Below are 24503 nucleotides of genomic sequence, written 5' to 3' on the forward strand. Positions count from 1 at the left end.
ATGTACAGGCAAGCTTATTATGATGAGGATTTCCTGAATCAGTTTAATACAGGAAATGATTTCTATATGGATGATGTTGAAGATAGCTATCCAGAGTCAATAAGGAGAAAGTCCCTTAAACTACCGGATGTGCGTAGCGTTGATGTATCACGGCATTTCACAAGACTTTCGGAAATGAATTATTCGGTGGATCTTGGTATGTACCCGCTGGGTTCCTGCACCATGAAATTTAATCCAAAATATGCAAATTATGCTGCATCTTTGCCGGATTTCCGGGATATTCATCCTATGGAAAGCCAGTTAAAAACACAGGGCACACTCGAGGTAATGTACAACATGCAGCAGTTTCTTGTTAAAATTTCAGGCATGGATTATGCAACACTTCAGCCGTCTGCTGGGGCACATGGGGAGTTAACAGGAATTCTTATAGTAAGAAAATATTTCGAAACCCGTGGAGAAATTGATAAACGCAATGAAATCATAATTCCTGATTCAGCACACGGCACCAATCCTGCATCGGCCGTTATGGCCGGTTTCAAAGTAGTTGAGGTTCCATCGAATGAAAATGGGCTGGTAGACCTTGAGGCATTAAAAGCGGCAGTAAATGAAAATACCGCAGCTTTTATGATAACAAATCCAAACACACTGGGCATATTCGATGACCAGATATCTGAAATAGCTACAATAATACACAACAATGGATCGTTGCTCTATTATGATGGCGCAAATTTCAATGCTATACTGGGCATTACAACTCCCGGCAAGATGGGGTTTGACATAGTGCACTTTAACCTGCATAAAACATTTGCAACCCCGCATGGCGGCGGAGGCCCGGGTGCCGGTCCTGTGGCTGTTAAATCCTTCCTCATGGATTTCCTGCCTGTTCCCATAGTGGTTAATGACAAAGGCACATATTCCCTGTTCTATGGACTAAAGAATTCTATAGGCAAAGTATCCTCATATAACGGTTCATTTGGTGTGGTACTAAGGGCATTCTCATACGTATTGAAGAATGGAAATAATCTCAGTGCAAATGCAAAGAGAGCAGTAATGAATTCAAACTATATGGCAAAAAAATTATCGAAATATTATAAGATACCCTATAAACAACTGAAAAAGCACGAATTTGTACTTTCAACAGAGAATACGGGCAGGAAGGCGCTGGACATATCCAAATTCATACTGGATTATGGAATCCACTCCCCTACCACATATTTTCCGTTGATTGTGAAGGAAGCAATGATGATTGAACCCACAGAATCGGTAACGAAGAAGGATATGGATTATTATATAGATGTAATGGAAAAAGCACTTTCAGTTCCTGAAGAAGAGTTAAAGCAATCGCCTGTAAACACATCTGTTCACAGGATAGATGAAATAGGTGCAGCCAGGAATCTTATATTAAAATGGCCGGCCCCAACGGAAAACCATTAAATAAGCATAAGGGATATGAAATAATGAAAATTAATGAAATGCAGGGTAACCTGAATAATGTTGAGGGGAAGGTCAAAATACTTTCTGTTGACAAACGGGAAATAACAACATCCAGGGGCGATACTGTATATTATTATGGCCTTGCAGGTGACGAAACCGGCGTGTTGCCATACACTGCATGGGAATTCCCTGCGCCTATAAAACCCGGTGATGTTGTACAGATAAAATATGCGAAAACAAAGGTTTACAACGATCGAATGAGACTTTACTTCGACTCCAAAACAGAGATTATGCTAAAACCCGGCGAAGAAATGGAAGTAAAAAATACATATAAAGATGTGAAACTTATGGATCTAACCACAAAGAACCCCTTTGTGGCTGTAACCGGGAAAATAAGCAATATGTCCGGCAAGGAATATAACAAAGCCGGAAAAACATTTACAATATACAATGGCTTCATAGAAGACGATACATCACGTGTAAGGATATCATCCTTCGGGAAACCTCTGGAAAACGGAAAGGTATACAGAATTGTGGGCGCCAGGGTATCTGAATTCAACAAACAGCTGGAAATTTCAATAGGCGATAAAACAGAGGTATTTATTGAGAATGAGGATATGGACTTTCAGAGATACTATAAATTATTTGAGGTCGATAACCCTGCAGGTGGAATTACTATAATGGGATTCATAATTACACTGGGGACAAAAAGTGGCATTATAAAACGCTGCAGTGAATGCAATAAGCCCCTGAGCAATGGTGTATGCCCGGATCATCCTGAGAAACCAACAAAACTGGACATATTTTCATATTTCACACTGGACGATGGGACAAAATATATCCAGTGCATAGCAGGAAAGAATGCAATTATGCCTTTTATTGGAATAAAAGAGGAAGAACTCCCACATTACGCAGGGGAAATTTACAGAATGCTGGAAGAAAAGCTATACGGCCATGCAGTTAAAATCAACGCAGATTTTATTAAAAATGAAGAAGATCTATCTCTCAGGGTTAATTCCATAACAAATATAGAAAGAGAAGATATAAGCAGGGAGATAGAAGCAAATCAACAGGTGAAATGATGGCGTATACAAAAAGGGAAAACTCATACTGGTTATTTTCGAGAGAACTGAAGGATTCAACAAAACTTGAGGGTGAGGAGAAGCGGCCTTATGTTATAACTCCCCTGGGTACAAAGGTAAAACGTATACTGTTTGCCGGAGCGATAACATATAAAAATTCCGATGACCGGATGGTAAAAGTAACGGTTGCTGATTATATCGGGTCGTTTTACCTCACAGCATTTAAAACTGGCTTCAGCAGTGAAATGGCTGAGGAACTGGATAAATTTAATGTGAACGACATAGTAATGGTTATGGGAAAAGTAAGCTCATTTAAAACAGATGATGGAATATTCTACTTTTCTGTAAATCCAGAGCTAATTAAAAGTATCGGGGAAACGGAACGGTATTTCTGGGGGGTACGTGCTTCTTATGTTGCAAAAAGGAAGATTCTCGCAATTACCGAAGCCATAAAAGACGATGTGGCAACAGTTGATACACTTCTCAAGCTCGGATACTCGCAGGATGAAGCAGAGGACGCAATAAGGGCGAAAGAATATTACGCTGACTATGACTTTAACTCCTATATGGATGCAATATCTTCAATCAATTTTGATTCCCCGGTAATGACTGTGGCACACCGGGAGATGGATATTGAAAATCCGGAAAGTTTTGAAACAGAGGGCAATTCATCCAACCAGCAAAATACAGGGGCTCCACAGACTTTTAACATAGAAGAATTTGTACTGGCATACATAAAAAATAATGACAGTGGGCCAGGCTGCAAATATGATGACATTATAATTTCATGCTCAAACGCAGGCATCTCAAGGGAAAAGGTGGATGAAATACTTAACTCTCTTGGTTCCCGTGGTGAAATTTATGAAGTCTCCCTAAAAAGGTATAAACCCCTTTAATTTTAATAAAACATTTAAAATACTTTGTACAGATATAATATTATGGTAACCCTTGATGATATATTAAAATGGCTCAGTTCCGGAACAGATAATGCAAGCTCCCTGATTGATTTAAAATGGAATATAAAGAAAGTGGGAAATTATATAGCTCTTGAAAACAACAAAATACCCTTTGATATCCTGCTTTATGCAGACGATCAAAAGAAATCCTGCAGCCTTATAGTCAGAACAGGAATTGAAACAGCTACCGTAGAGAACCAGCCACGCCTTACAATATACAGAACGCTGTTGCTTTTAAATCAAAAAGTTGAAATGGTAAAGTTTATGCTTGACGGGATCAATGAGGAAGTTGTAGCAAGGGAAGATTTTGATCTATCCGTGTTGACAAAGGACGTTCTTAATACCGGACTTAACACAATACTGGCAGCTTTCTACCTGATGGTTAAGGCACTGAATATGGAGGATGAATTCAATTCTGGCGTTATAGAAAGGACAGCTATGATGATAAAGGAAATGGCCAGTGCTGGAAAAACAAAGGAAGAAATAAAAGACTATCTTGTTTCATCACTGGGATTGAATGAGAACGATGCCAACAAGCTCATATCCGAGGTTCTTTCTGCGGATTCGGCTCCAAAAAATATGTACGAGTAATATAAATTTCTGGCAAATCTATATTTTTCCATAACATTGAATTTTTTATATTTAACAATATGCCATGGTTGCTAGTTGAAGATTTAATAGAAATACTTTTTAGCAGGTAAGATATATTAATTCGTGGTAAATATGTTTACTGAGATAATTCCAGTTGATTATACAACAGCCGTGCCCGGGTCCCTTGTATTCGCAGTTATCCTTGTAATAATAGTACTTGTAGTTATTATTACCGTGACAGTATATTATCTGTATAAAATCATTTCATCACAACGTGGAAGAAAATATACCGGATCAGAATCAATGACAAATATAATCGGAATTGCCAGCAACAATATAGATAAAAATGCCGGCGGGTTTATAAAAATCGATGGCGTATCATGGGAAGTTATTAATAATGGCGATGAGCCCATTGAAAAATATGATAAAGTTGTTGTTACTGGCAGGATTGGCTTAAAACTTATGGTTAAAAAAATCAAAAAATAATGTTATATAAATTCTTATTTTTTAGACCCGGAATACTGGAACTACATGCCATTGCAGGCTATAAAGCAGGATTTAATGTGCACCCTTCTAATGAAAATTACTGACTCTTGAGAAATTATAATACTATTATAATTACCATGTAGCTAATAGAAAATTTTAAATCTTTCTGAAGAGCTAATACGTGTTATATTTATTGTAATTCCAGGAAGCGACGATAAATTTAACATCTTATAAATTATTATGGTGTATGGAATATGGATGTTATACATGTAATAAAATAATAAAAACAGGGGAGAAATTTACCTTCACAAAGGAAGGGCCTGTACATCTGGATTGCTTTGTAGCCACACAGAGGAAAAAGGTTCCAGAAGAAAAACAGGAATATCTCAGAAACCTCAGCATGGTCCTTGATTATGAATTAACCTACCTTGTTGAACTATTGGGATTAAAATCTGATGATAAACCAACATCGGAATTCATAAAACGCAGGATAACAGCAATAGAAAAGCAGGCCGGTGAAACTACCGGGCTTATTTATAATTTATAATTTTTTAAAATTTATTTTTTCTTTTTGAATTCAGTATATTTGCATTTTCCACAGGTATAGCGATCAGAGTGCTCTGCCATAAATACACCCGCGCCACATCTGGGGCATGTTCTACGCTTTCTGACTATTTTATCTGCTTCTACTGCATATAATTCTCTTTTTTCCATTATTTACTCTCCTTTTCCTTTAATCCATTTCTTAATAGCTCATAATCCGGCTCATAGAGCATTGCATGCTCTTTTGTGTCATATATTTTCACATATCCTTTCAGGGAATCCTTTCCTGTTTCCTGAATATTATGGTCAACTATTATGACTTCCTCTTTGGCTTTATAATAATCCATAAGCAGTTTTTTTATTTCATTCCTGCTTACAGTTTTTCCAGATCTAAAATCTATTGTATATTTTATCTCTTTTCTGAACAGCAATTTGTTATCCCTTTCGGAATCAACGCTGAAGTTCTTAATCATTTTTTCATTGCTCATTTCTGTACATCTCCATTATCATTTCTTTTATTCTTTCTTTTATTTCATCATTGACTTTTATGTACGCCATACCCACGTCAGGCACGCCATAAACTATTACTGTATTCTTATCTGCATAAAAAATTATTGGTATAACTGCCAGGTCCTCTTCGCCATCCACTTCTATTCTCCCATGGACTCCAGTGCTGATAAATTCATAAATTTTATTCATTAAATCAATAGATATGATTCCAGGCGGATTAGAAACAGTTATTGACCCCTCTTCATGCATAAATCTTTTTCCATCCCTTTTAGTTACCAGGTCTACTATCTGGAGATTGAGTTTAATGCCCGCATTTTTCAAATTCTCAGTTGTTACATCTCCCACGGAAATAATTTTATTTTTTAAAGCCAGTTCTCTTATATCATCAACGGAGCACAGGGAATATTTGAAATCCTGTATATATTTCCTTTCCCTGCTTCCTATTACAATATTACGATCTAACTTTAATGGCATATATACCTTTTTCGGTTATTCCAGCTTTTTGTGCAATCTGGGAATTTATATCGTTTATTATCAGGAATCCAAACCAGTCTACCTTTGTACGTTCTTCCCCGTGTACCGGGCATACATCTTCAGTTGTGAGCCTCTTGCAAATTTTGCAGGCCTTATACGCTTTTTTCATTTAACACCTCAATTATTAACGTTCTCCTTTTTCATCCATTCCAATTTTCCAAGCCCGGGCTGTTTAGCAGTAAATCCTATTTTGCTATCAGACAGGGATGCTGAGGATAGATTCAGGGCAACAATCCTTACACGGATCTTATCTCCTACTTTCAATTCCATTTTGCTATCCTTTCCCACTATTCTCTGGTTTTCCATATCAATATTTATAGCATCATCCATAATCTGGCTGATATGCAAAAGCCCTTCAAATGGCCCGAATTTTATAAATGCACCGAATTTCTGCACAGCCACAACTATTCCATCCACAACTTCATGCATCTTTGGAAAATATGCCAGGGCACTGTATTTTATGGACTGGTACACACCACCGTCACCATGCACTATGGTACCTTCGCCCTTCATTTCGATGCTATTTACAGAAACTATGTATGATTTTCCAATATTTTTCTGGCCTTCCTGGATATCCACTAGCTTACCTTCTAAAGTTGATTTTGAGGCTTCCGCAACGGCATCAGAATAATTATCATTCAACAGTTCAGGCGGAACCCTAATCACGTATTCATCCTCAAGCAATATGTACATATTTATTCTCCTTTAAAATATTGTTAAAGAATTTAATAATGTTATAAATATTTATGTATTGTGCCTGTTAATTATATCCGGTTAGAGAAATAATTGTATTCTATGCTTTTGCTACCCTAAAGTGCTTGCTTATGGAGAAATCCACCTGCCATAGAGTAATTGTAAACAGATATATGCAGTTATTAAGAAATAACAGTTGTGGGGATAACCGGAACAATTGATTTTATTTGTTCAATGTAATATAATTGCCATAGTATTGTATAAACCTAAAAAATATATGTGTAATCAATATTCACTTTTAATGGAAAAAATAAAGGAAGCATTATCAGATGATTTACTTGGAAAAATTGTCAGTATCCGGGGGTGGGTATACCGTATAAGGAGTTCTGGCAAAATAACGTTTATAGTTATGAGAGACTCTACAGGCATAATACAATGCATAGCATCCTCGGAAAACCTGAACGATGAACAGATGAAAGAAATTTCATCCCTTACTATAGAAAGCAGCATTGAACTTTCAGGGAAACTCAGGAAAGAGCCCCGTGCAGTAACCGGATATGAAATCTCCCTGCAATCTTATAAAATATATGAAAGGAATGAAAATTTCCCAATTGCTAAAGACCTCGGGGAAGAATTTCTCCTGGACAACCGCCATCTCTGGTTGCGCAGCAGGGAGTTTACAGCAGTATTAAAAATCAGGTCTACAGTTTTTAAGGCATTTGCCGATTATTTTTATAAAGAGGATTATTACCAGGTTCAGGCTCCAATGTTTGTTTCTACTGCCACAGAAGGCGGCTCATCTTTATTCAATGTAGATTATTTCGGGGAAAAGGTAAATTTAACCCAGAGCTCACAGTTTTATCTTGAAACACTCATATATAGCCTTGAAAAAGTATTCACTATAGCACCAAGCTTCCGTGCTGAAAAATCACGTACAAGAAGGCATCTTACTGAGTACTGGCACGCAGAGGGTGAAGCAGCATGGTATAGCAATGAAGACATGATGGCCGATGAAGAAAAAATGATAAAATACATTATAGACGAAGTACTGAAAAATAATCTGGAAGATCTGGAAATCATTAAAAGAGATATCAATAAAATAAAAAATATAAAAATTCCTTTTGAAAGGATAAAATATAAGGATTTAATTGAAAAATCAAAGGAATTTGGCATGAACCTCAAATATGGGGATGACCTCGGGGCAGACGAAGAATACGGGATAATGGTGCATTTTGATAATCCTATATTTGTTACCGATTATCCAGAATCTTTAAAAACATTTTACCACAGGCCGGACCCCGACAATCCCGGAGAGATACTATGCCATGATCTGCTGGCACCTGAGGGGTATGGGGAAGTTTTAGGCGGGGGAGAAAGAATATACGATCTCCAGCAACTTCTTGACAGGATAAAGGAAAATAACCTGAATCCTGAAGATTATTACTGGTATGTTGATTTAAGGAAATATGGGAGCATTCCACACAGTGGATTTGGCCTGGGGCTTGATAGGCTTGTAATGTGGATTTGTGGATTATCCAATGTAAGGGAGACAATTCCATACCCCAGAACCATAAGGCGTGTGAAACCATGAACAATTTTATTCCAGCATTGAAACAGGAACCGCATGACCATATCCCTGTATGGTTTATGCGCCAGGCGGGCAGATATATGGATGAATATAAGGAACTCCGGAAATTATATAATATCAGGCAAATGTGCATGGATCCTGAAATTACTGAAAAAATTACATATGCCCCTGTAAAATTGCTCGGAGTGGATGCAGCAATAATATTCGCTGACATAATATTGCCTCTGGAAGCCATGGGGTATAAAATAGATTTTAACAGTTCAGGGCCTGATATAGGGAATGGATACAGGCACAATAAAAGTATGGAAGGAATACATGAGTTCAATACAGGAGATTTAAAATACAGAACATATGACGCAATCCGGCTCTTCAAGCAGAATCACCCTGAAACCCCCCTTATTGGCTTTTCCGGGGGAATCATAACAGTTATGTCATATATTATTGCTGGAGTTTCTGATAATAATCTTGTATACACAAAGAAGGTTATGTTAAATGACCCTTCATTTGGAATAATGAAAAAAATGATTAAAAACATGATACTTGACTATGTAACAATGCAGGTCAAAGCCGGCGTGGATGCCATACAGATATTTGATTCATGGCTTGGCGCCTTATCGCCATACACCTTTGAGAAATACCTGAAAAACGACATTATTGAACTGGTAGAATCAATAAAAAGCAAGGTTCCTGTTATATACTTTTCAACAGGCAGTTCAGGCATGATAGAACAATTTAATGATATTAAGCCGGATATACTGAGTGTTGACTGGAGAATAAAATTATCCCATGCCAGAACAATATTAAATGGTAGCATAGGAATGCAGGGCAATTTAGACCCGTATCTTGTTCAGTACAGCAGGGAAGCAGCACTGGAAGAAACTGGTAGAATCCTCGGTGAAGCAGGAAAGGATGATAATTATATATTCAATCTTGGACACGGCGTATTGCCGGAAACAGATCCTGACACGCTCAAAAGCATAACAGACACCGTTCATTCTTATAGATAAAATCTTAATTTATCCAGCTATTGGCTTATTGAATTTCTAATTGTGCAGACTCTCCGCATGTCTATGATAGTGATGCAGAATATCATTAATTTATGAATATAAAGCATAATTTTATTTTCTATTCAACCAGAATTATACACCAATGTTGCTTTATAAGATACAAAAATTATGAATTTTACAGTATTATAAGAATATTAAAAATACAATATCCATAGCTTAAGCTAATGATACAATAATTACCGGGATATTTCCCTGCAATTATTATTTATTTATCCATTGTTATTTATTATTGTTTTCCATTTCCTATTCCCCATGGATATTAAAAAGTCCATGAGTATGATATGTGATAAACCATATATTCTCCTTATAAGGTTGATAAGGACCCATATATTGTATACCAGTATGGAAAAGAAGTACAGGAATTGCCTTATAGCCATATGGCTTGAGTGTGTCTTTTCCCTTATGTCTATTTTCCTTTCCTGGTATCCATTCTCTATTCCCCATCTTTTCCTGTACAGCTCTGCAAGTTCAATTACATTGTTTTCATTAACATTAATATTGGTATAGAATGAGAAATCATGCTTTTTATGGGAATAGTACACTATATGGACAAAATTGGCATTAACTCTCTTTGATGATCCTATATTATCCCTTAAAACCATAAATGGGAATTCATTTCCATATACATCCTTGCAGTATTTCAGATCCATTTTCTTGAATTTTATAACTTTATGATTGTCCTTTGCAGGTATAATATATTTCAATTTCATTGAGTCCACTGCATCCATTACACTGGAATCTAAGTATCCCCTGTCCATTAATACTGTATTTACTTTATTCCCAGTGACAATGCATGTTCTATAACCATTCTAACTTCCTTAGCATTATTAATTACATCCAGTGGATGCTTAACCATAGCTGCTAAAGTAAATCTATTATTGTCTACACAATCCAATGTAGCAAACCTGTATGCCATGTCTGTGCCCCTGAACCTATGGAATGGTGCATCTATTAAATATGGGTTGTCTTTTCCAGTATATGGCTCATCATGCTCATCTATTGCAACATTTACATAACTATTGAATGCATTCAATTCCATAGCCATTTTAACAGTATTATCAATAAGCATTGTTAATAGATCTATTCCATGGTTAACAGCAGCTTCATATATTCTTTTAAACACTGTATCCCCTGATGGTGTATGTATTCTATGGTAATTCCTTACATATGTTTCAACATACATTTTATGTGCTATAGCATCCCTTACTGTATTTACAATATCCCCTGAATTATACCTTGACTGTACATGTATATTATTTGAGAAAATATTGTACATCTGAGAAGAGTAAAATTTTTTAACCTTATTGGCATTTAATTTTGGAGGGATTGTTTTGTTGTTCATAATTCAAAATTATTCCCTCCAATTTTAAATTTGTCGTACATATAATTTGCCCTGTAACACATAAAACTACAAGGATTTACAAAGAAATTAAATTATATGGTAAGACATGCGGAGAGTCTGTTGTGTAAATCCAGTGTTGGTCCATGTTATTTTTATTATACCATCTCTATCCAACCTATATCTAAGCTCCCGGTTGAATATCCGGCAGCCAGTGTTTTTTCCATATAAATAAAATGTAGAAAGAAATAAATGCGCGCTTAAAATAAACCATTTATGAAGAAAGTTATATTATTAAGTTACGGAAGCCCTGAAAGGATTGATGATGTTCCGGAATATCTATCAGGCATATTTAATGGGAAACCCGTACCGGAAAAGATCATGGAAGAAAATATTAAAAAATATGAAATGGTCAATGGCATATCTCCCTCAAACCAGATAATTAAAAATTTAAAAAATAAACTTGGGAAATTGCTGGCAAGATATGGTGATTTTGAGATCATAGATGCCTACAAGCACTGGCATCCCGGAATAGAAGAAACAGTATCATCACTGGATGCAGATTATGAGGAAATAATTGCATTGCCACTGTTTGCTTTTAAGTCAAACAATATTAGAAAATCATACGAAATACCGGTGAAAAAAGCCATGGAAGGAAAAAATATGAAACTGAGGTTCATAAATGGCCTTGATTACAGCATACTGGCTTCTATGTGGGTTTCAGAGATCAGCAAATACGTATATGATTTTGACAATTTCCTGTTCACTGCACATAGCCTTCCCCTGATAGATGACGAATCTGATTATCAGGCATCACTGGAAAGAAATGCAGGGAAAATTTCAGATATGCTTGGCATTGAAAAGTATTATACTGCATTTTACAGCCAGGGGCCACATGGAAAATGGATTGAACCATCTATATATTCTAAGATTGACCTGTTTAAAGAAGATAAAATTAACAATTTACTTGTATCTCCAATTGGCTTTTTATATGAACATCTGGAAATACTATACGATCTTGATGTAAAGTATAAAGAGTTTCTTGAATCCCGGGGCATAAAATACGCACGTGCCAGAACACCATCAGATTCGGATGGCATGGCCATACTTCTAAAAAACGCAATAATGGGAGTAGAGGGAGATAAGGAAAACTATTATTAGCAGAGGCCAGAGTTATTAAACAGAAATATAACTCCACCTTAAATCTTTTTAAGCTTTAATGCATAACTGACTATGGGATCATACAGCATTTTCTGTTACAACGCCTCTGATTATATAAAGGAAATCGCAAAGGTAGGGACAAATAGTGACATACAGCTTTACCACCGGAAGGATGAAAATATAATAATGACATTTATAGAGCCGATAAAATACCCGGAGAAGGTGTCATCACTTACAGATTCAATATATCCTTCAGATATAGCAATAATTAAAGTCAGCTCCATCAATAAGGACCTGGGTGAAGTAATAATAGCTCTTGACCTTATGGGCAAAACAAGGGGATTTATAATAGCTGATGAAGAGAAACAGCCTGTTATTAAAAAAATTATAGGAAATACCTCATTAAAGGATTATAAATTCTTTACCGGAAAGCCAATGGAACTCATAGATGAAATAAAGGCAATGGAAATACCCAGAAATGGCGATCAGAATTTAACTGTAATAGACCACTTTTTTAAGGTTAAGGGAGTAGGCACAGTTGCCCTTGGCTTTGTTTTATCCGGAAGCATTTCAAAACACCAGAAACTGGTACTTTCTGACCTGGATCGTGAGGTAGAGGTCAGGTCAATACAGATGAATGATGAGGATGTGGACAGTGCCGGCGCAGGATCCAGAGTAGGGCTTGCATTGAAAAACATAGAGCCTACCGATATGGAAAGGGGGATGTTTCTATCAGATAAGCCCTTTGAATATGCTGAAACCATACCCGGGAAGGTTGTGCCACAAACAAGCCTGAAATTAGACCTCGGTGACAATTTTGAAATATTTGTGTCGGATATTATGAGATTCCAGAGGGGCAAATTTGAGAACGACCATATAATTTTAGATAAAAAAATTCCTGTGGTAAAGAAGACAATGGTTCTTTCAAATAATAATATGGTACCCAGAATTTTCGGTACCATCAATCTTTAATTTTTCCTTTTATCATGGCTTCCGTGCCTATGTCATGCCTGATATAATAATCTCCTGTTATATATTTCAAATTGTCTTCAACGATATCTGAGGCCTCGTATATGCTATCGCCTATTCCTATCAATGCTAAAGACCTGGATTTTGTTGTGGTTACATGATTCAGGGTGCCAGAAACCGATGAATAGTAAACTTTGAAATTATCAGTTTCAATTCTATCCTTAATTGTTAGCTCTGTTTCCACAGGTTTTATTCCATAACCGGGAGGTACAATATATTTAAGCACAGTAGCTTTGCTCTTAAATTTTATATTGTTTTTTAATGTCCCGCTGTATATGTCCAGGAAAATATCAACAATATTTGACTGCAACAGTGTTAGTACATTTATTCCTTCAGGGTCTGCAAATCTTGAATTGATTTCAATAACCCTTACACCCTGTGCTGTGCTCATAAACTGCCCGTAAATTACACCCTTGAAAGGATTGTTCTCCTCTCTCATTGCTGTGACAATGTCATTAAGTATACCCCTTGCTTCATTAACTACATCTATAGATAAAAATGGCAAAATAAAATTCTTGTCTGATATTGACCCCATCCCGCCGGTATTCGGCCCGAGGTCATCTTCATACAACCTTTTATAGTCCTGGACAACTGGCATAAATACCACATTTTTGCTATCTGTAAATGCCTGGATTGAGAACTCTTCGCCTATTTCCCTTTTCTCCAGAAGCACCTTGCCATCACGATCAATAATCTCAGATGCATATGCTATAGCTTCAGCCACGTTGCTAAGCTGAAGCCCCATAACTTTTACGCCTTTTCCTCCAGTAAGCCCTATTGGCTTTACAGCGTATTCAGTATCGTTGTTTTCAAAAAATGTTTTGAGCACTTCTTTATCTGATATGAGCTTATTTTCAATATTTCCCTTTATGTGGTGCCTCTCCATCAGATTGCGCATGTATTCCTTTGAAGTTTCAATCATTGCAGCCTTTTGTCCAGGCGAAGCCACAGGAATATGATTTTCTATAAGGCTGTCCACAAGATCCGTATTTAATATGTCGTCCGGGCCGATAAATGCAATATCTACCCTATTTTTTTTAGCAAAATTTACAATTTCCTGTGTATTCTTATTATATTTTATTACATTGCGCGATAATCCAAGTATAGATGGATTTTCATTGCTGACGACTGAATAAAGGTTATCTGTTTCCCTTATCTTCCTTGCAATTGCATCTTCTCTACCACCACTGCCTACTAGCAAGACGTTCATTGTTCCTCTGCCCGTAATGTCCTCTTATTAATATTAAATTTACGGTGAAACTCTGTTGTAACCTTATACTTATGTGTATTCCTATATTTTCTTGATGATACCATTCCACCTTTTTTTAATTTTTCAAGATCCTCTTTGTAAGCATAGCCAAAATTGTCCCTGAGGTTACCGGATATAGCCTCCCCATTCATCTTATAAATATAAGAAAGCATGGCAAGCTGCTTTTCAGTGAATTCTTTCTCAATAAAAGGATCCACAACCGGTACAAATTCTTCGCTCAGTTTAATCTTGTAACTGTTCCCGAACTGCCCCACGATTAATGAGCTCTCTATATTTTCATAATTCCTGGATATTTCTTTAATTGCTTTGATGAACTCTGCATTTGTTATATTTAGATATTCAGCTATCTCTGATGCCTTCACCGGTTCTTTAGATGAAAACAGTATTGCTTCAATCCTCCTGGAAATTTCATTCATTATACTCATATCTCAAAAGTATAATATAACTTTATTGCAGAATATTAACCAGAATATAAGAAAGTTAAATGTAATTCCATGTATTGCACTGAATAACTGTTAAAAATTAAGCAGGCAGGATCACTGTACTTATAATTTATATTAAAAAAATAAATATATTCTATCTTATTTACCTATATGGATATAGAAAAATCCGGGGGCCATAATTCTGAATTTGTTTATAACGAATTTGAACCCGTACCGGAGGAGATGAGGAAAAACAACTCATCCGAGCTATTCACTCTCTGGTTTGCATCCAACATGACAATTGGAGATTTTGCTATAGGATTTATACCCGTGCTCCTCGGTTTAAGTCTGGGTATGTCTTTATTTTCCATGCTTCTCGGAAGTGTTATGGGGTCTATACTTGTAGCATTCATGTCCAGGACAGGTACTCTTACAGGATTGCCACAGATGGTCCTCGGGAGGAGGGCCTTCGGTAAAAATTTCGGAATATTTATGACAGTCCTTCAGTGGATTAACACACTGGGCTGGCTAACAGTAAACCTCATACTTGCTTCATTCGCATTTTCCCTTGCATTTCATGTGCCATACTATGAAATTTCCATAATATTGATGGGTATAATCATATTTCTCATATCAAATTCTGGAAGAAAATCCATATCATATTTTGAGAAGGCAATGTCAGTTATTCTTGGAATACTTTTTACAATTATTATACTTAATGCAGGATTGCATATCAATGATATTTATGCCTATAAACCATCCTCCTTTGGTTTTGGCGTAGCGTTTGGAATAACTCTTGCAACATCATTCTCCTATCTTATGTCATGGGGGCCCTATGCGGCAGATTATTCCCGCTATAATAAAACAAAGAATGCGTTTATTTACACTTTTTCAGGTGGTTTGATTGCTACATTCTGGGCGGAAATAGCAGGCGTATTTGTTGCCATAATGTCACTTGACCCATCAGGAAATCCTGCCAGTGACCTTAACCACGTTCTTGGACCCTATGGAATCATAGGCTTGATAGCAATCTTCCTTGGAGGAATAGCAGCGGATGCATTGAATCTCTATTCCAATTCAATATCTCTTAAAAGTACTGGATTAAAAATAAGGCGCATATACTCTGTTATTTTTGGCATTGTTATAGCCATAGCATTGGCAGTGGCCCTGTATACAAAATTTTATTCGTTCTATGAAGATTTTCTCTTCCTCCTTGATTACTGGATAACTCCATGGCTGGGAATTATGCTTGCAGACTTTTTTATAGTAAACAGGAATGAAAAATTCAATATTAAAACCATTCCAGGATTGAATATTTCCGGCATTTCAGCATATTTTATAGCCCTCATCGCTTCCGTTCCCTTTATGGACCCCGGAATAATATTTGAAGGGCCAATTTCCAAACTTTACCTTGGTGGTGTTGATATAAGTTATTATGTGTCATTCCTGCTGGCACTTGTACTGTATCCGGTTATAACAAAGGTAATTAATCGAAATAATATCCAGTCACATGTTAAATGATCGGGAGATAGAATACAATGTAGCTGCAGGAAAAATAATCTCTGAAAATTACAGCAGAGATTCACTTACACCAAACGGCTATGACATCCGTATTGGAGACCATGAATTAGATATTATAAAAACCAACTCATTGTTTTTCATTTCAAGCCTTGAAAAATTCAACATACCTGATAACATTGTGGCTTCATTGCACATAAAATCGAAATATGCAAGGAGAGGTGTGTTTGCATCATTCGGATTTGTTGATGCTGGATTTATCGGCAACCTTACAATGGCATTTTACAATTTCGGTGAAGAATTCCGGATTAAAAGGGGCATGAAATTTGTTCAAATAGTATTCTATGAAATAAAAACTCCGGAGAAAAATTATCCAGGAAGGTCAGGCACCTATCAGAACAGCGAAGGAATTAATGTTAAATCACCGGAAGACTAAAATTTATATTTGTCCCAGTATCTTTCTATAAAGAATCTATAATTTTCCCTTCTTATAAAAATTTATTTACAATATGCATATTCAGGTTAAATGAAAGCCTTTATAATAGGAAGGTTCCAACCTTTCCATAACGGTCATCTGGCTATAATAAAACATATACTGGAGCACAATGAATATGTAGTTATAGGTATCGGGAGTGCACAGTTATCCCACACAATCATGAATCCCTTTACGGCTGGAGAACGTTATCTCATGATTCTGAACACACTGGAAAATAATGGAATATCAAATTATTATATAGTGCCTATCGAGGATGTCAACTCAAATCCAATGTGGGTTGCCCATGTAGAATCCCTTACACCGCCATTTCACCGTGTGTACACCAACAATCCCCTTGTAAGGAGATTATTCTATGAAAAACAATATGAAGTCCTTTCACTACCCATGATAAACCGCAATTCATGGTCTGGAACAAGAATAAGGCAAAAAATACTCAAGGGAGAAGACTGGAGATCAGATGTTCCTGACACAGTTTATAATATAATGAAGGACCTGGATGGCATAAACAGGATCAGTGATCTGTCAAAAACAGACGAAGACCCGATATAATCAACAGGCCTGTTTTTATCCATGGCACTGTTGTTATGATACTTCATTATAGGACAAAAATATATATTGATTTAAAATACTACACATAGATGAATGTTAAAATGAGAATCGTTGCCGCCTCATACAGGCAGAGCGACGTAACGGTAGAATTGTACGGGCGTACAGAGGATAATAAATCCATTACAGCCCTTTATTATGGCTTTAAACCATATTTTGACTATGTTGAGCCGGATGAAAAATGCATAACTGAAATTAAAAATAATCCAGAATTTATCAAAATGGAAGATAAAAAATTGTTTCTTGAGGGGAAAGATGTAAATGTTAAGAGGATTTATATAAAGTCTCCCTGGAAGGTGCCTGAACTGAGAAAAATATGCCAGTGCCAGGCCCTTGCAGCAGATATACCTTTCCATCACAGATTCATATACGATTTTGATTTAGGTTCTACTGTTGAAATAGAAGGTGAACCTGCAGAAGGTGAAAAGGGTAATTATACTACAGATCTGGTTATAAAAATCAACACTGTTAAGAAAACAGATGATTTCAACCCTCAACTTAAGATATTTTCATTTGATATTGAAAATTCCATATCCACCAGGGAAATCTTTGTTATTGGATACTCTGTATTTTTCAATGGAGAAATTACAGAGGGGGCACTCACCGGTACTGAACCGGAGATGCTTGAAGATTTTAATAAACTGGTACAGAGGGAAGACCCTGATATAATTACCGGCTATAATATAGATGGCTATGACATGCCACTGCTGGAGGAACGGATGAAGTTTAATAAGGTCCGGTTCAGCATAGGCCGGGATTACATCTCCCCCAGAAGGATTATGGACCAGTACTGGAGGCTTCATGGAAGGGTTATAGATGATACATGGTGGGAAGTCAGAAAAGTATTGCATCCAAAGCATGAAACCCTGAATTACGTCTCAAACATGCTTCTCAATGAGGGAAAGGAAGATGTTAACAGGCTGGATATAGAGAACGAGTGGAAGAACAGGAGGGATGATGTAATTAAGTACTGCATAAAGGATGCGAGGCTTGCCCTTTTAATATACCGGAAAATAAGGATACTGGATAGAAATCTCTATCTTTCCACAGTATCCATGCTTCCCCTGGACGATGTTACAAATGGCGGAACGAGCACATATGTGGATTCTTTGCTGATCAGACGGGCTGACAGGGAAAATATCGGCGTTCCCATGAGTTCGAGCAAATTCTCAAATGATACCTATGCAGGAGGATACGTGCATACCATGGACCCTGGATTGTATGATATGATAGTTGTACTTGATTTCAAAAGCATGTACCCATCTATGATTATAAAATATAATATATGCTTTACAACACTTAGCCCGGAAGGCACTATTGTAGCTCCCAACGGTGCGAGATTTCTTGATCCGGGAGTAAAAAAGGGCATTATACCCGATCTGCTCGAGCAGCTTATGAAAAACCGTGATGAAGTTAAGAAGCAGATGAAAGAGGATAAATCAAATCACGATTACCTCGATGGATTGCAGGCAGCCATCAAAGTTCTGATGAATACCTTCTACGGTGTCCTGGGAACATCATTTTACAGGTTCACTAACCGGGAAATCAGCAGTGCCATTACAGCCTATGCAAGAAATACTATTACATCTATAATTGCAGATCTCGATAAATCAGGGAATAAGGTAATCTATGGAGATACCGATTCCATATTCATCGAATCAGGCAAGAAAACACTTGATGAAGCTATAGAATACGGAAATAGGCTAAGTTCAGACATATCCAGAAAGGAGAATCTTGTACTGGAATTTGAAAAGATAATGGATCCATTATTTTCACATGGAGCCAAGAAACGGTACGCCGGGAAAATAGTTTATCCTCCATCATCAGCGGGTGAAATCCTGGTGAGAGGCTATGAAACCCGGAGAACCGACTCATTCGACCTGCAGAGCGAAGCACTCTCCACGGTGTTTGACCTTATCCTGTCAAGGGATGTTGAGGGTGCTAAACAATACGCTGAAGACCTGGTTAAAGAAGTTGCCACGGGAAAAATAGACACATCCAAACTTGTCATATCAAGAAGCGTGAAAAATTTTTCAACCTATAAAAATGCAGGTTCAATGGCAAATGTAAATGCGGCCAAAAAGCTTATAGATGCAGGGGAAACGTTTATTCCTGGAATGAAAGTTTCATGGATAGTTACTGATGCTGGAAAAACTCCACAGGCTGTGGAGCCATTTATAGATGGCAGAAAGTTCACGCATACGCCTGATTATGTATATTATTCAAAAAGGCTGCAGGAAACCCTTAACAGGGTTCTGGAAAGCCTGGACAAGGAAATAGCTGTTTTCAAAAATCCCCAGAGTAAAATTACCGACGCATTTGAAGAAAAACCTAAAAAGAGAGATATAGAAGATTTTTTCAAATAATTTATTAATAAACAATTTAGTAAAAATATAAATAGCTTTTTGCACTTATATAAAAATGAAAGACCAGGGGAAATCCCTCATTTTTACATCATTGGGACATTTTGCAAACGATGGAAACTTCCTTTTATTTCCCACTTTAATAGCATATTACAAAGTTATCCCGCATGTAAGCATTGCATTTCTTGGAGTCATGGCAATTATATACAATCTGCTTTCCGGGCTTCTCGGGCCATCCATAGGAAAACTTGCGGACAGAATTGACAGGGATGGGGCACTTATATTTCTGGGTATTTTGCTTGAAGCAATATCCGCTATCTTCTTCGGGCTGGCATTTGTATTTACGGCATATGTCAATTATATAATACTTGTAGCAGCTGTAATCCTGGGAATAGGCCAGGCTTTCTACCATCCTATCGGCGCTTCTATACTGGCATTCACATATGGAAAAAAGGATTCATCAACTGCTATGGGAATTAATGGTTCATTCGGCAGCCTGGGGCGTGCCCTGATACCTTCGGTGCTTGTATACGCAATAGTATTCTTCGGAAAATTCTATGGTTTGGTAGCTGTAGCTGCATATACAACCATAGCGGCTGTTATAATTCTTGGGGGGCTCTCATTCTTCAAGAGGAGCAAATATATTAAAATCGATACCAAAAAGCATGCAAAAAACACAGAAGAAAGCAAAGCATCGGAGAGCGAATATAAGAAATACGGCAAATTTCTGTATATACTCACAGCAATTGTATTTATAAGGTCATTCTTCCTTATGGGCACCGTAACGTTTACACCGGATTATTTTGATAATATATTCCATTCAAAGGTTATTATGGGAGATTTATTAACCATAAGTTTCCTGGGCGCTGTGGTCGGGCAGCCCTATTTCGGAAGGGTTGTGAAAGACCACGGTGGAAAGTTCACTATTGCAGTTACAACAATTGCTTCAACAGTATTCTTCGGCTTAATGCTTTTAACCGATAATGTATACCTTGTAACTGTTATTTACCTGCTTTACGCAACATTTGCATTCACCAGTTTTCCCGTATTGCTGGGATATGTTGCACAGACAATACCCCAGAAATTTTCCACCAGATCCAACGCACTTGTATGGAGTTTCGGCAATATAGTTGGGGGAGCTATAGGCATTGCAATAGTAACAATACTGCTATATGTCCATGTGGCACTTTACACATCGCTGGTTGTAATGCTAATATTCTCGGTGATTTCTATAATTATGCTTCCCTTGCTACCATCAAAAAAGAAGCAGGAAGAACTGGCATCAGGTATTTAAAAATTTAATTTTATAAATTTATTAGCCTTTAAAGGCTAACTTTAATTGTAATGCCAGTTTAAAATTTAATTTTATAATTTTTTAACCAGTCAAGATCGCTATTGTATATTTCCCTTATATCGTTAAAATTATAATACAGCATGGCAAGCCTCTCAAGACCAAGCCCGAATGCCAGAACCGGTTCCTTGAGCCCCATAGGTTTTGTAACCTCAGGCCTGAATATTCCGGAGCCGCCCAGTTCCACTTCCTTTCCATTTATGTCAACTGCTACATCCATGCTTGGCTCTGTGTAGGGATAATAAGATGGTATAAGCCTTATATTTTTGAATCCTAATCTTGAATAAAATTCCGTGAGAAGCCACTTCAAGGTTGAAAGGTTTACGTCGCTGCCATATACTGCTCCCTCAATCTGGTAAAGCTCGGAAAGGTGTTTCCAGTCCACACTCTCATGCCTGAATACCTTTTCTATTGAGAATATATACTGTGGCTTATCCCTGTGGTTATACAGGTATCTTATTGTATTGACAGTTGTGTGTGTCCTCAGAATTAACTTCTTTGCTTCATCCTCAGACCATTTATAATTCCATCCGCTATATTTCCCATATCCGTGTTCGTGCACCCTCTTAACCTTATCAAGAATTTCTGGATTTTCAAATTCCACCGGGTTTTTTGATTCTACATAATATGTGTCCTGAAGGTCCCTTGCTGGATGGTCCTGCGGTATAAATAACATATCCATATTCCATCCAGTGTATTCGATGAAATGGCCGTGCATTTCTGTGAACCCCATCTCCAGAAAAATTTTCCTTACCTTCTCAATTAAATACGTAAGTGGATGCAGGCCGGCTCCATTTAAAGGTTCTACCCTGGAATTCAGGTCATATGGGCGGAATTTTGCATCTCTCCATTTTCCAGAGGCAATCAATGAGGGTGTAAGCATTTCAAAATAATCATCTTTTCCATAGCTTTCCAGCGCTTCTTTCCCACTTTCATTTATATTAATTATCCTCTTTGTGTATTTCCGTTTTCCTGCAAGCCCTCTGTGTAAAAACTCATCCAGGGTGACTTTATCCGGAATTTTCCCATTGCTGATGCCAGACAATTCCATTCTTTTATTCCTGAAAATATCATCAAGTTTTTCACCGTGCAATGCCATCTCGCCATTTGCCGGTTTTATTCCGAGTTTTGCAATGTTTGCAATGGCAATTTTATAGTCACTGCCCATGTAATCTATTACCTCTTTCATGGAGCACTTTTCATGCTTAGCCAGGAAATTGTACAATTTCTCTTCAGGGAATCCATTCTCAATGTATTTTTTTCCCTCCTCTGTGATAGAAACAGATTCCTCTGTCACTTTGTTTACATTGATTAAATTTTTAAATTCCAGATATGAGATAGAACTTGAAACAATGCGCCTGTCAGTATCAACATCTATATCCTCTTCAGGCACATCACTGCGGTTTTTTATGAAATTCAAAACTTTATATTCATTCGGGCTTATCTCATTCTTTTCCATTACGTCTTAAATAGTTAGGTGGATTAAATAATTTTTGAACATGGCTATTTCCGGAACAAAGCGTATAATCCGGTAAAAAATCCCGTGTATTTCGTATTTTCAGTCAATTTGAAATTATTTAAATAATAATATAACATTATCTAATGTGGATTACGTACCGGATACATCAGTAATAGTAAGCGGAAAATTCAGGGAATATGTAGCAGGAAAGAACGATGTAAGGGTTATACTTGCAGAGGCTATGATAGCTGAAATAGAGCACCAGGCAAATGAGGGGAGGTCAATAGGCTTCACAGCCCTTGAAGAGCTTAAGAAATTAAGGGAATTATCAGATTCAGGCAAAATTTACATAGATATCATGGGAAACCGCCCCATGGAATGGCAGATAAAAAATGCCCATAGTGGCGAAATTGACAATATAATTAGAAATATAGCACTGGACAATGCAGCTACACTTGTAACTGGAGACCACATACAGAGCATTATAGCATCTATAAAGGGAATAAATGTTATTTATATTAAAGGCGAGGAGAAAGATGCAAGGGACATCCAGGAATTTTTTGATGAATACACATCATCGGTCCATTTAAAAGCCGGGATGAAGCCACTTATAAAAACAGGCAAGCCTGGAGAAGTGGTATTAAAAGAACTGGACTATGTAGTATCAAACGATGAGCTTGAAAGAATAGCATATAACATTGTCCAGAGAGGCAAATTTGAAGACCAGTCCTTTATAGAAATGGATATGTTCGGAGCAACAGTTATCCAGCTGAAGAATCTCCGTATTGTCATAACAAGGCCACCGTTCTCAGATATAATGGAGATTACAGCAGTAAGGCCTGTTGTAAAAACCTCCATAGAGGATTATAAACTTGATAAAAGAGTGATGGACAGGCTTCAAAACAAGGCATATGGAATACTGGTTGCAGGTTCACCAGGAGCCGGGAAAAGTACATTTGTTACAGCACTGGCAGAATATTATGCCTCCCAGAACAAAATTGTCAAAACCATGGAAAAACCAAGGGATTTGCAGGTAAATGATAGCATAACACAGTATACAACGCTGGAAGGCGATATGGAAAAAACCGGAGATATACTTCTTCTTGTCAGGGAGGACTATACCGTATTTGATGAAATGCGTGTCACTTCAGATTTCAAGGTTTATTCAGACCTCAGGCTTGCCGGTGTTGGCATGGTTGGTGTTGTGCATTCTACCAGAGCTGTGGACGCTATCCAGAGATTTGTAGGCAGAATAGAACTCGGATTAATCCCCCAGGTGGTGGACACTGTCCTGTTTATAGACGGAGGGAAAGTATCGCAGGTACTTACAACAGATTACCAGATTAAAATACCATATGGGCTTAATCAGGAAGACCTTGCAAGGCCGGTAATAGTTATACGTGATTTTCTAAAAAACAAGCCTGTAAGTGAAATATATACATTCGGCGACCAGGTAGTTGTAATTCCTGTAGGTGACGAGAAAAACGGTGCAAATCCATTATTTGCCATTGCCGCAGCAAAAATAAGGGAAGATATGATGAAACTTCTTGAAACAGATCATGTGGATGTGCAGATCGTTTCAGAGGGAAGGGTTATAATAAAAGTTCCCGATGCAAAGATACCGAGATTAATTGGAAGAAAAGGCGAAACAGTTACTGCACTGGAAAAATCCTACGGGCTTAAGATAGATGTGGATACACTATCAGATGATGTAAATGTAATGCAGGATGCTTTAATTGAAATAAAGAACAAAACAATATTCATTGACGTGGGCTCAAGGAACAGGCCGGTAAAATTATATGTTGATGGCATTGCAATGCTTTCAGCCCGCAGTTCAGCCAAGGGAATGATAAAACTCAGGATAAATAGTGATACAGGAAATACGGTATATAAATACATAAAGCAGGGGAAGAAACTTCAGTATATGGTAATGGAGGAATCTGAACCATCATCTTCACATTCCAGATAAGCACAGTTTTCTGCCTTAACTGCTTTTGCCATCTAC

26 protein-coding genes are annotated in these 24503 nt (G+C 37.2%); 16 read left to right on the top strand and 10 right to left on the bottom strand.

The features are described from left to right. The 6 genes from gcvPB (at position 1) to FACI_RS07345 (ending at position 5096) form a co-directional block, all read left to right on the top strand. The gene (gene gcvPB, locus FACI_RS07320) at positions 1-1434 is read left to right on the top strand and encodes an aminomethyl-transferring glycine dehydrogenase subunit GcvPB (protein ID WP_019841683.1); all 1434 of its coding nucleotides are present in this window, start codon (positions 1-3) and stop codon (positions 1432-1434) included. 23 nt (positions 1435-1457) lie between these two features. After that, positions 1458-2516, top strand: coding sequence for a replication protein A (locus FACI_RS07325; RefSeq protein WP_148285743.1), 1059 nt, complete (start codon positions 1458-1460; stop codon positions 2514-2516). Then, positions 2516-3412 (top strand): hypothetical protein, encoded by an 897-nt coding sequence (locus FACI_RS07330; protein ID WP_019841684.1) that lies wholly within the window; start codon positions 2516-2518, stop codon positions 3410-3412. The genes FACI_RS07325 and FACI_RS07330 overlap by 1 nt, the downstream gene beginning before the upstream one ends. A 42-nt stretch (positions 3413-3454) precedes the next feature. Further along, on the top strand, positions 3455-4063 hold the full coding sequence (locus tag FACI_RS07335) for a cytochrome c-type biogenesis protein (RefSeq protein WP_009887506.1): 609 nt from the start codon (positions 3455-3457) through the stop codon (positions 4061-4063). 132 nt (positions 4064-4195) lie between these two features. Continuing rightward, the gene (locus FACI_RS07340) at positions 4196-4549 is read left to right on the top strand and encodes an NfeD family protein (protein WP_009887507.1); all 354 of its coding nucleotides are present in this window, start codon (positions 4196-4198) and stop codon (positions 4547-4549) included. A gap of 247 nt (positions 4550-4796) precedes the next feature. Continuing rightward, positions 4797-5096 (top strand): DUF2175 family protein, encoded by a 300-nt coding sequence (locus tag FACI_RS07345; protein WP_009887509.1) that lies wholly within the window; start codon positions 4797-4799, stop codon positions 5094-5096. An 11-nt stretch (positions 5097-5107) separates the two neighbouring features. Here FACI_RS07345 and FACI_RS07350 read toward each other — a convergent pair whose 3' ends face one another. The 5 genes from FACI_RS07350 to FACI_RS07370 are packed head-to-tail and all read right to left on the bottom strand — an operon-like array spanning position 5108 to position 6829. Further along, the gene (locus FACI_RS07350) at positions 5108-5263 is read right to left on the bottom strand and encodes a 30S ribosomal protein S27ae (protein WP_009887510.1); all 156 of its coding nucleotides are present in this window, start codon (positions 5261-5263) and stop codon (positions 5108-5110) included. Beyond that, the gene (locus FACI_RS07355) at positions 5263-5580 is read right to left on the bottom strand and encodes a 30S ribosomal protein S24e (RefSeq protein WP_009887511.1); all 318 of its coding nucleotides are present in this window, start codon (positions 5578-5580) and stop codon (positions 5263-5265) included. The genes FACI_RS07350 and FACI_RS07355 overlap by 1 nt, the downstream gene beginning before the upstream one ends. Continuing rightward, positions 5570-6076, bottom strand: a complete 507-nt coding sequence (locus FACI_RS07360; protein WP_009887512.1) for a GTP-dependent dephospho-CoA kinase family protein — start codon at positions 6074-6076, stop codon at positions 5570-5572. The genes FACI_RS07355 and FACI_RS07360 overlap by 11 nt, the downstream gene beginning before the upstream one ends. Next, positions 6054-6245 carry a transcription elongation factor subunit Spt4 gene (gene spt4 / locus FACI_RS07365; RefSeq protein WP_009887513.1) on the bottom strand — a complete coding sequence of 64 codons (192 nt, stop codon included), beginning with the start codon at positions 6243-6245 and terminating at the stop codon, positions 6054-6056. The genes FACI_RS07360 and spt4 overlap by 23 nt, the downstream gene beginning before the upstream one ends. An 8-nt stretch (positions 6246-6253) precedes the next feature. Next, positions 6254-6829: a DNA-directed RNA polymerase gene (locus FACI_RS07370; protein WP_009887514.1), complete on the bottom strand. Its 576-nt coding sequence runs from the start codon at positions 6827-6829 to the stop codon at positions 6254-6256. 301 nt (positions 6830-7130) lie between these two features. On the opposite strand from FACI_RS07370, the gene asnS reads away from it, so the two are divergent. Both asnS and hemE read left to right on the top strand, forming a co-directional pair. Beyond that, entirely contained in the window at positions 7131-8420 is a 1290-nt protein-coding gene (gene asnS / locus FACI_RS07375; RefSeq protein ID WP_009887515.1) for an asparagine--tRNA ligase, read from the top strand. Then, a complete protein-coding gene (hemE, locus tag FACI_RS07380) occupies positions 8417-9424 on the top strand; it encodes a uroporphyrinogen decarboxylase (RefSeq protein ID WP_009887516.1) in 1008 nt (335 codons plus the stop codon). Before asnS ends, hemE begins: the two co-directional genes overlap by 4 nt. 269 nt (positions 9425-9693) lie before the next feature. Here hemE and FACI_RS07385 read toward each other — a convergent pair whose 3' ends face one another. Together FACI_RS07385 and FACI_RS07390 are read right to left on the bottom strand one after the other, a co-directional pair. Then, the gene (locus FACI_RS07385; protein ID WP_009887517.1) at positions 9694-10242 is read right to left on the bottom strand and encodes a transposase; all 549 of its coding nucleotides are present in this window, start codon (positions 10240-10242) and stop codon (positions 9694-9696) included. Between the two features lie 11 nt (positions 10243-10253). Then, complete coding sequence (locus FACI_RS07390; RefSeq protein ID WP_009887518.1) at positions 10254-10826, bottom strand: ISH3 family transposase ISFac1; 573 nt, start codon at positions 10824-10826, stop codon at positions 10254-10256. A 273-nt stretch (positions 10827-11099) separates the two neighbouring features. Here FACI_RS07390 and FACI_RS07395 point away from each other — a divergent pair, with 273 nt between their 5' ends. Together FACI_RS07395 and FACI_RS07400 are read left to right on the top strand one after the other, a co-directional pair. Then, the gene (locus tag FACI_RS07395; RefSeq protein WP_009887519.1) at positions 11100-11984 is read left to right on the top strand and encodes a ferrochelatase; all 885 of its coding nucleotides are present in this window, start codon (positions 11100-11102) and stop codon (positions 11982-11984) included. 72 nt (positions 11985-12056) lie between these two features. Beyond that, positions 12057-12956 carry an EF-Tu/IF-2/RF-3 family GTPase gene (locus FACI_RS07400; protein WP_009887520.1) on the top strand — a complete coding sequence of 300 codons (900 nt, stop codon included), beginning with the start codon at positions 12057-12059 and terminating at the stop codon, positions 12954-12956. Here FACI_RS07400 and purD read toward each other — a convergent pair. Both purD and FACI_RS07410 read right to left on the bottom strand, forming a co-directional pair. Then, on the bottom strand, positions 12946-14223 hold the full coding sequence (gene purD / locus FACI_RS07405; protein ID WP_009887521.1) for a phosphoribosylamine--glycine ligase: 1278 nt from the start codon (positions 14221-14223) through the stop codon (positions 12946-12948). The genes FACI_RS07400 and purD overlap by 11 nt on opposite strands. After that, positions 14220-14699, bottom strand: a complete 480-nt coding sequence (locus FACI_RS07410) for an SMC-Scp complex subunit ScpB (protein WP_009887522.1) — start codon at positions 14697-14699, stop codon at positions 14220-14222. Before FACI_RS07410 ends, purD begins: the two co-directional genes overlap by 4 nt. Positions 14700-14876: 177 nt before the next feature. On the opposite strand from FACI_RS07410, the gene FACI_RS07415 reads away from it, so the two are divergent. From FACI_RS07415 to FACI_RS07435, 5 genes are all read left to right on the top strand, one after another. Beyond that, positions 14877-16226 (top strand): purine-cytosine permease family protein, encoded by a 1350-nt coding sequence (locus tag FACI_RS07415; protein ID WP_009887523.1) that lies wholly within the window; start codon positions 14877-14879, stop codon positions 16224-16226. Further along, entirely contained in the window at positions 16216-16659 is a 444-nt protein-coding gene (locus FACI_RS07420; protein ID WP_009887524.1) for a dCTP deaminase domain-containing protein, read from the top strand. Before FACI_RS07415 ends, FACI_RS07420 begins: the two co-directional genes overlap by 11 nt. A gap of 90 nt (positions 16660-16749) precedes the next feature. Beyond that, positions 16750-17268 (top strand): nicotinamide-nucleotide adenylyltransferase, encoded by a 519-nt coding sequence (locus FACI_RS07425; protein ID WP_009887525.1) that lies wholly within the window; start codon positions 16750-16752, stop codon positions 17266-17268. An 89-nt stretch (positions 17269-17357) separates the two neighbouring features. Beyond that, the gene (locus tag FACI_RS07430) at positions 17358-19691 is read left to right on the top strand and encodes a DNA-directed DNA polymerase (RefSeq protein ID WP_009887526.1); all 2334 of its coding nucleotides are present in this window, start codon (positions 17358-17360) and stop codon (positions 19689-19691) included. A gap of 55 nt (positions 19692-19746) precedes the next feature. Next, positions 19747-20982 (top strand): MFS transporter, encoded by a 1236-nt coding sequence (locus tag FACI_RS07435; RefSeq protein WP_009887527.1) that lies wholly within the window; start codon positions 19747-19749, stop codon positions 20980-20982. Positions 20983-21040: 58 nt separating this feature from the next. Here FACI_RS07435 and pheS read toward each other — a convergent pair whose 3' ends face one another. Continuing rightward, complete coding sequence (pheS, locus tag FACI_RS07440; protein ID WP_009887528.1) at positions 21041-22498, bottom strand: phenylalanine--tRNA ligase subunit alpha; 1458 nt, start codon at positions 22496-22498, stop codon at positions 21041-21043. A 145-nt stretch (positions 22499-22643) separates the two neighbouring features. Here pheS and FACI_RS07445 point away from each other — a divergent pair, with 145 nt between their 5' ends. Further along, a complete protein-coding gene (locus FACI_RS07445; protein WP_009887529.1) occupies positions 22644-24467 on the top strand; it encodes a PINc/VapC family ATPase in 1824 nt (607 codons plus the stop codon). Positions 24468-24503: the final 36 nt, after the last annotated feature.

Origin of the sequence: Ferroplasma acidarmanus Fer1, assembly GCF_000152265.2 — an archaeon.
GTDB lineage: Archaea > Thermoplasmatota > Thermoplasmata > Thermoplasmatales > Thermoplasmataceae > Ferroplasma > Ferroplasma acidiphilum.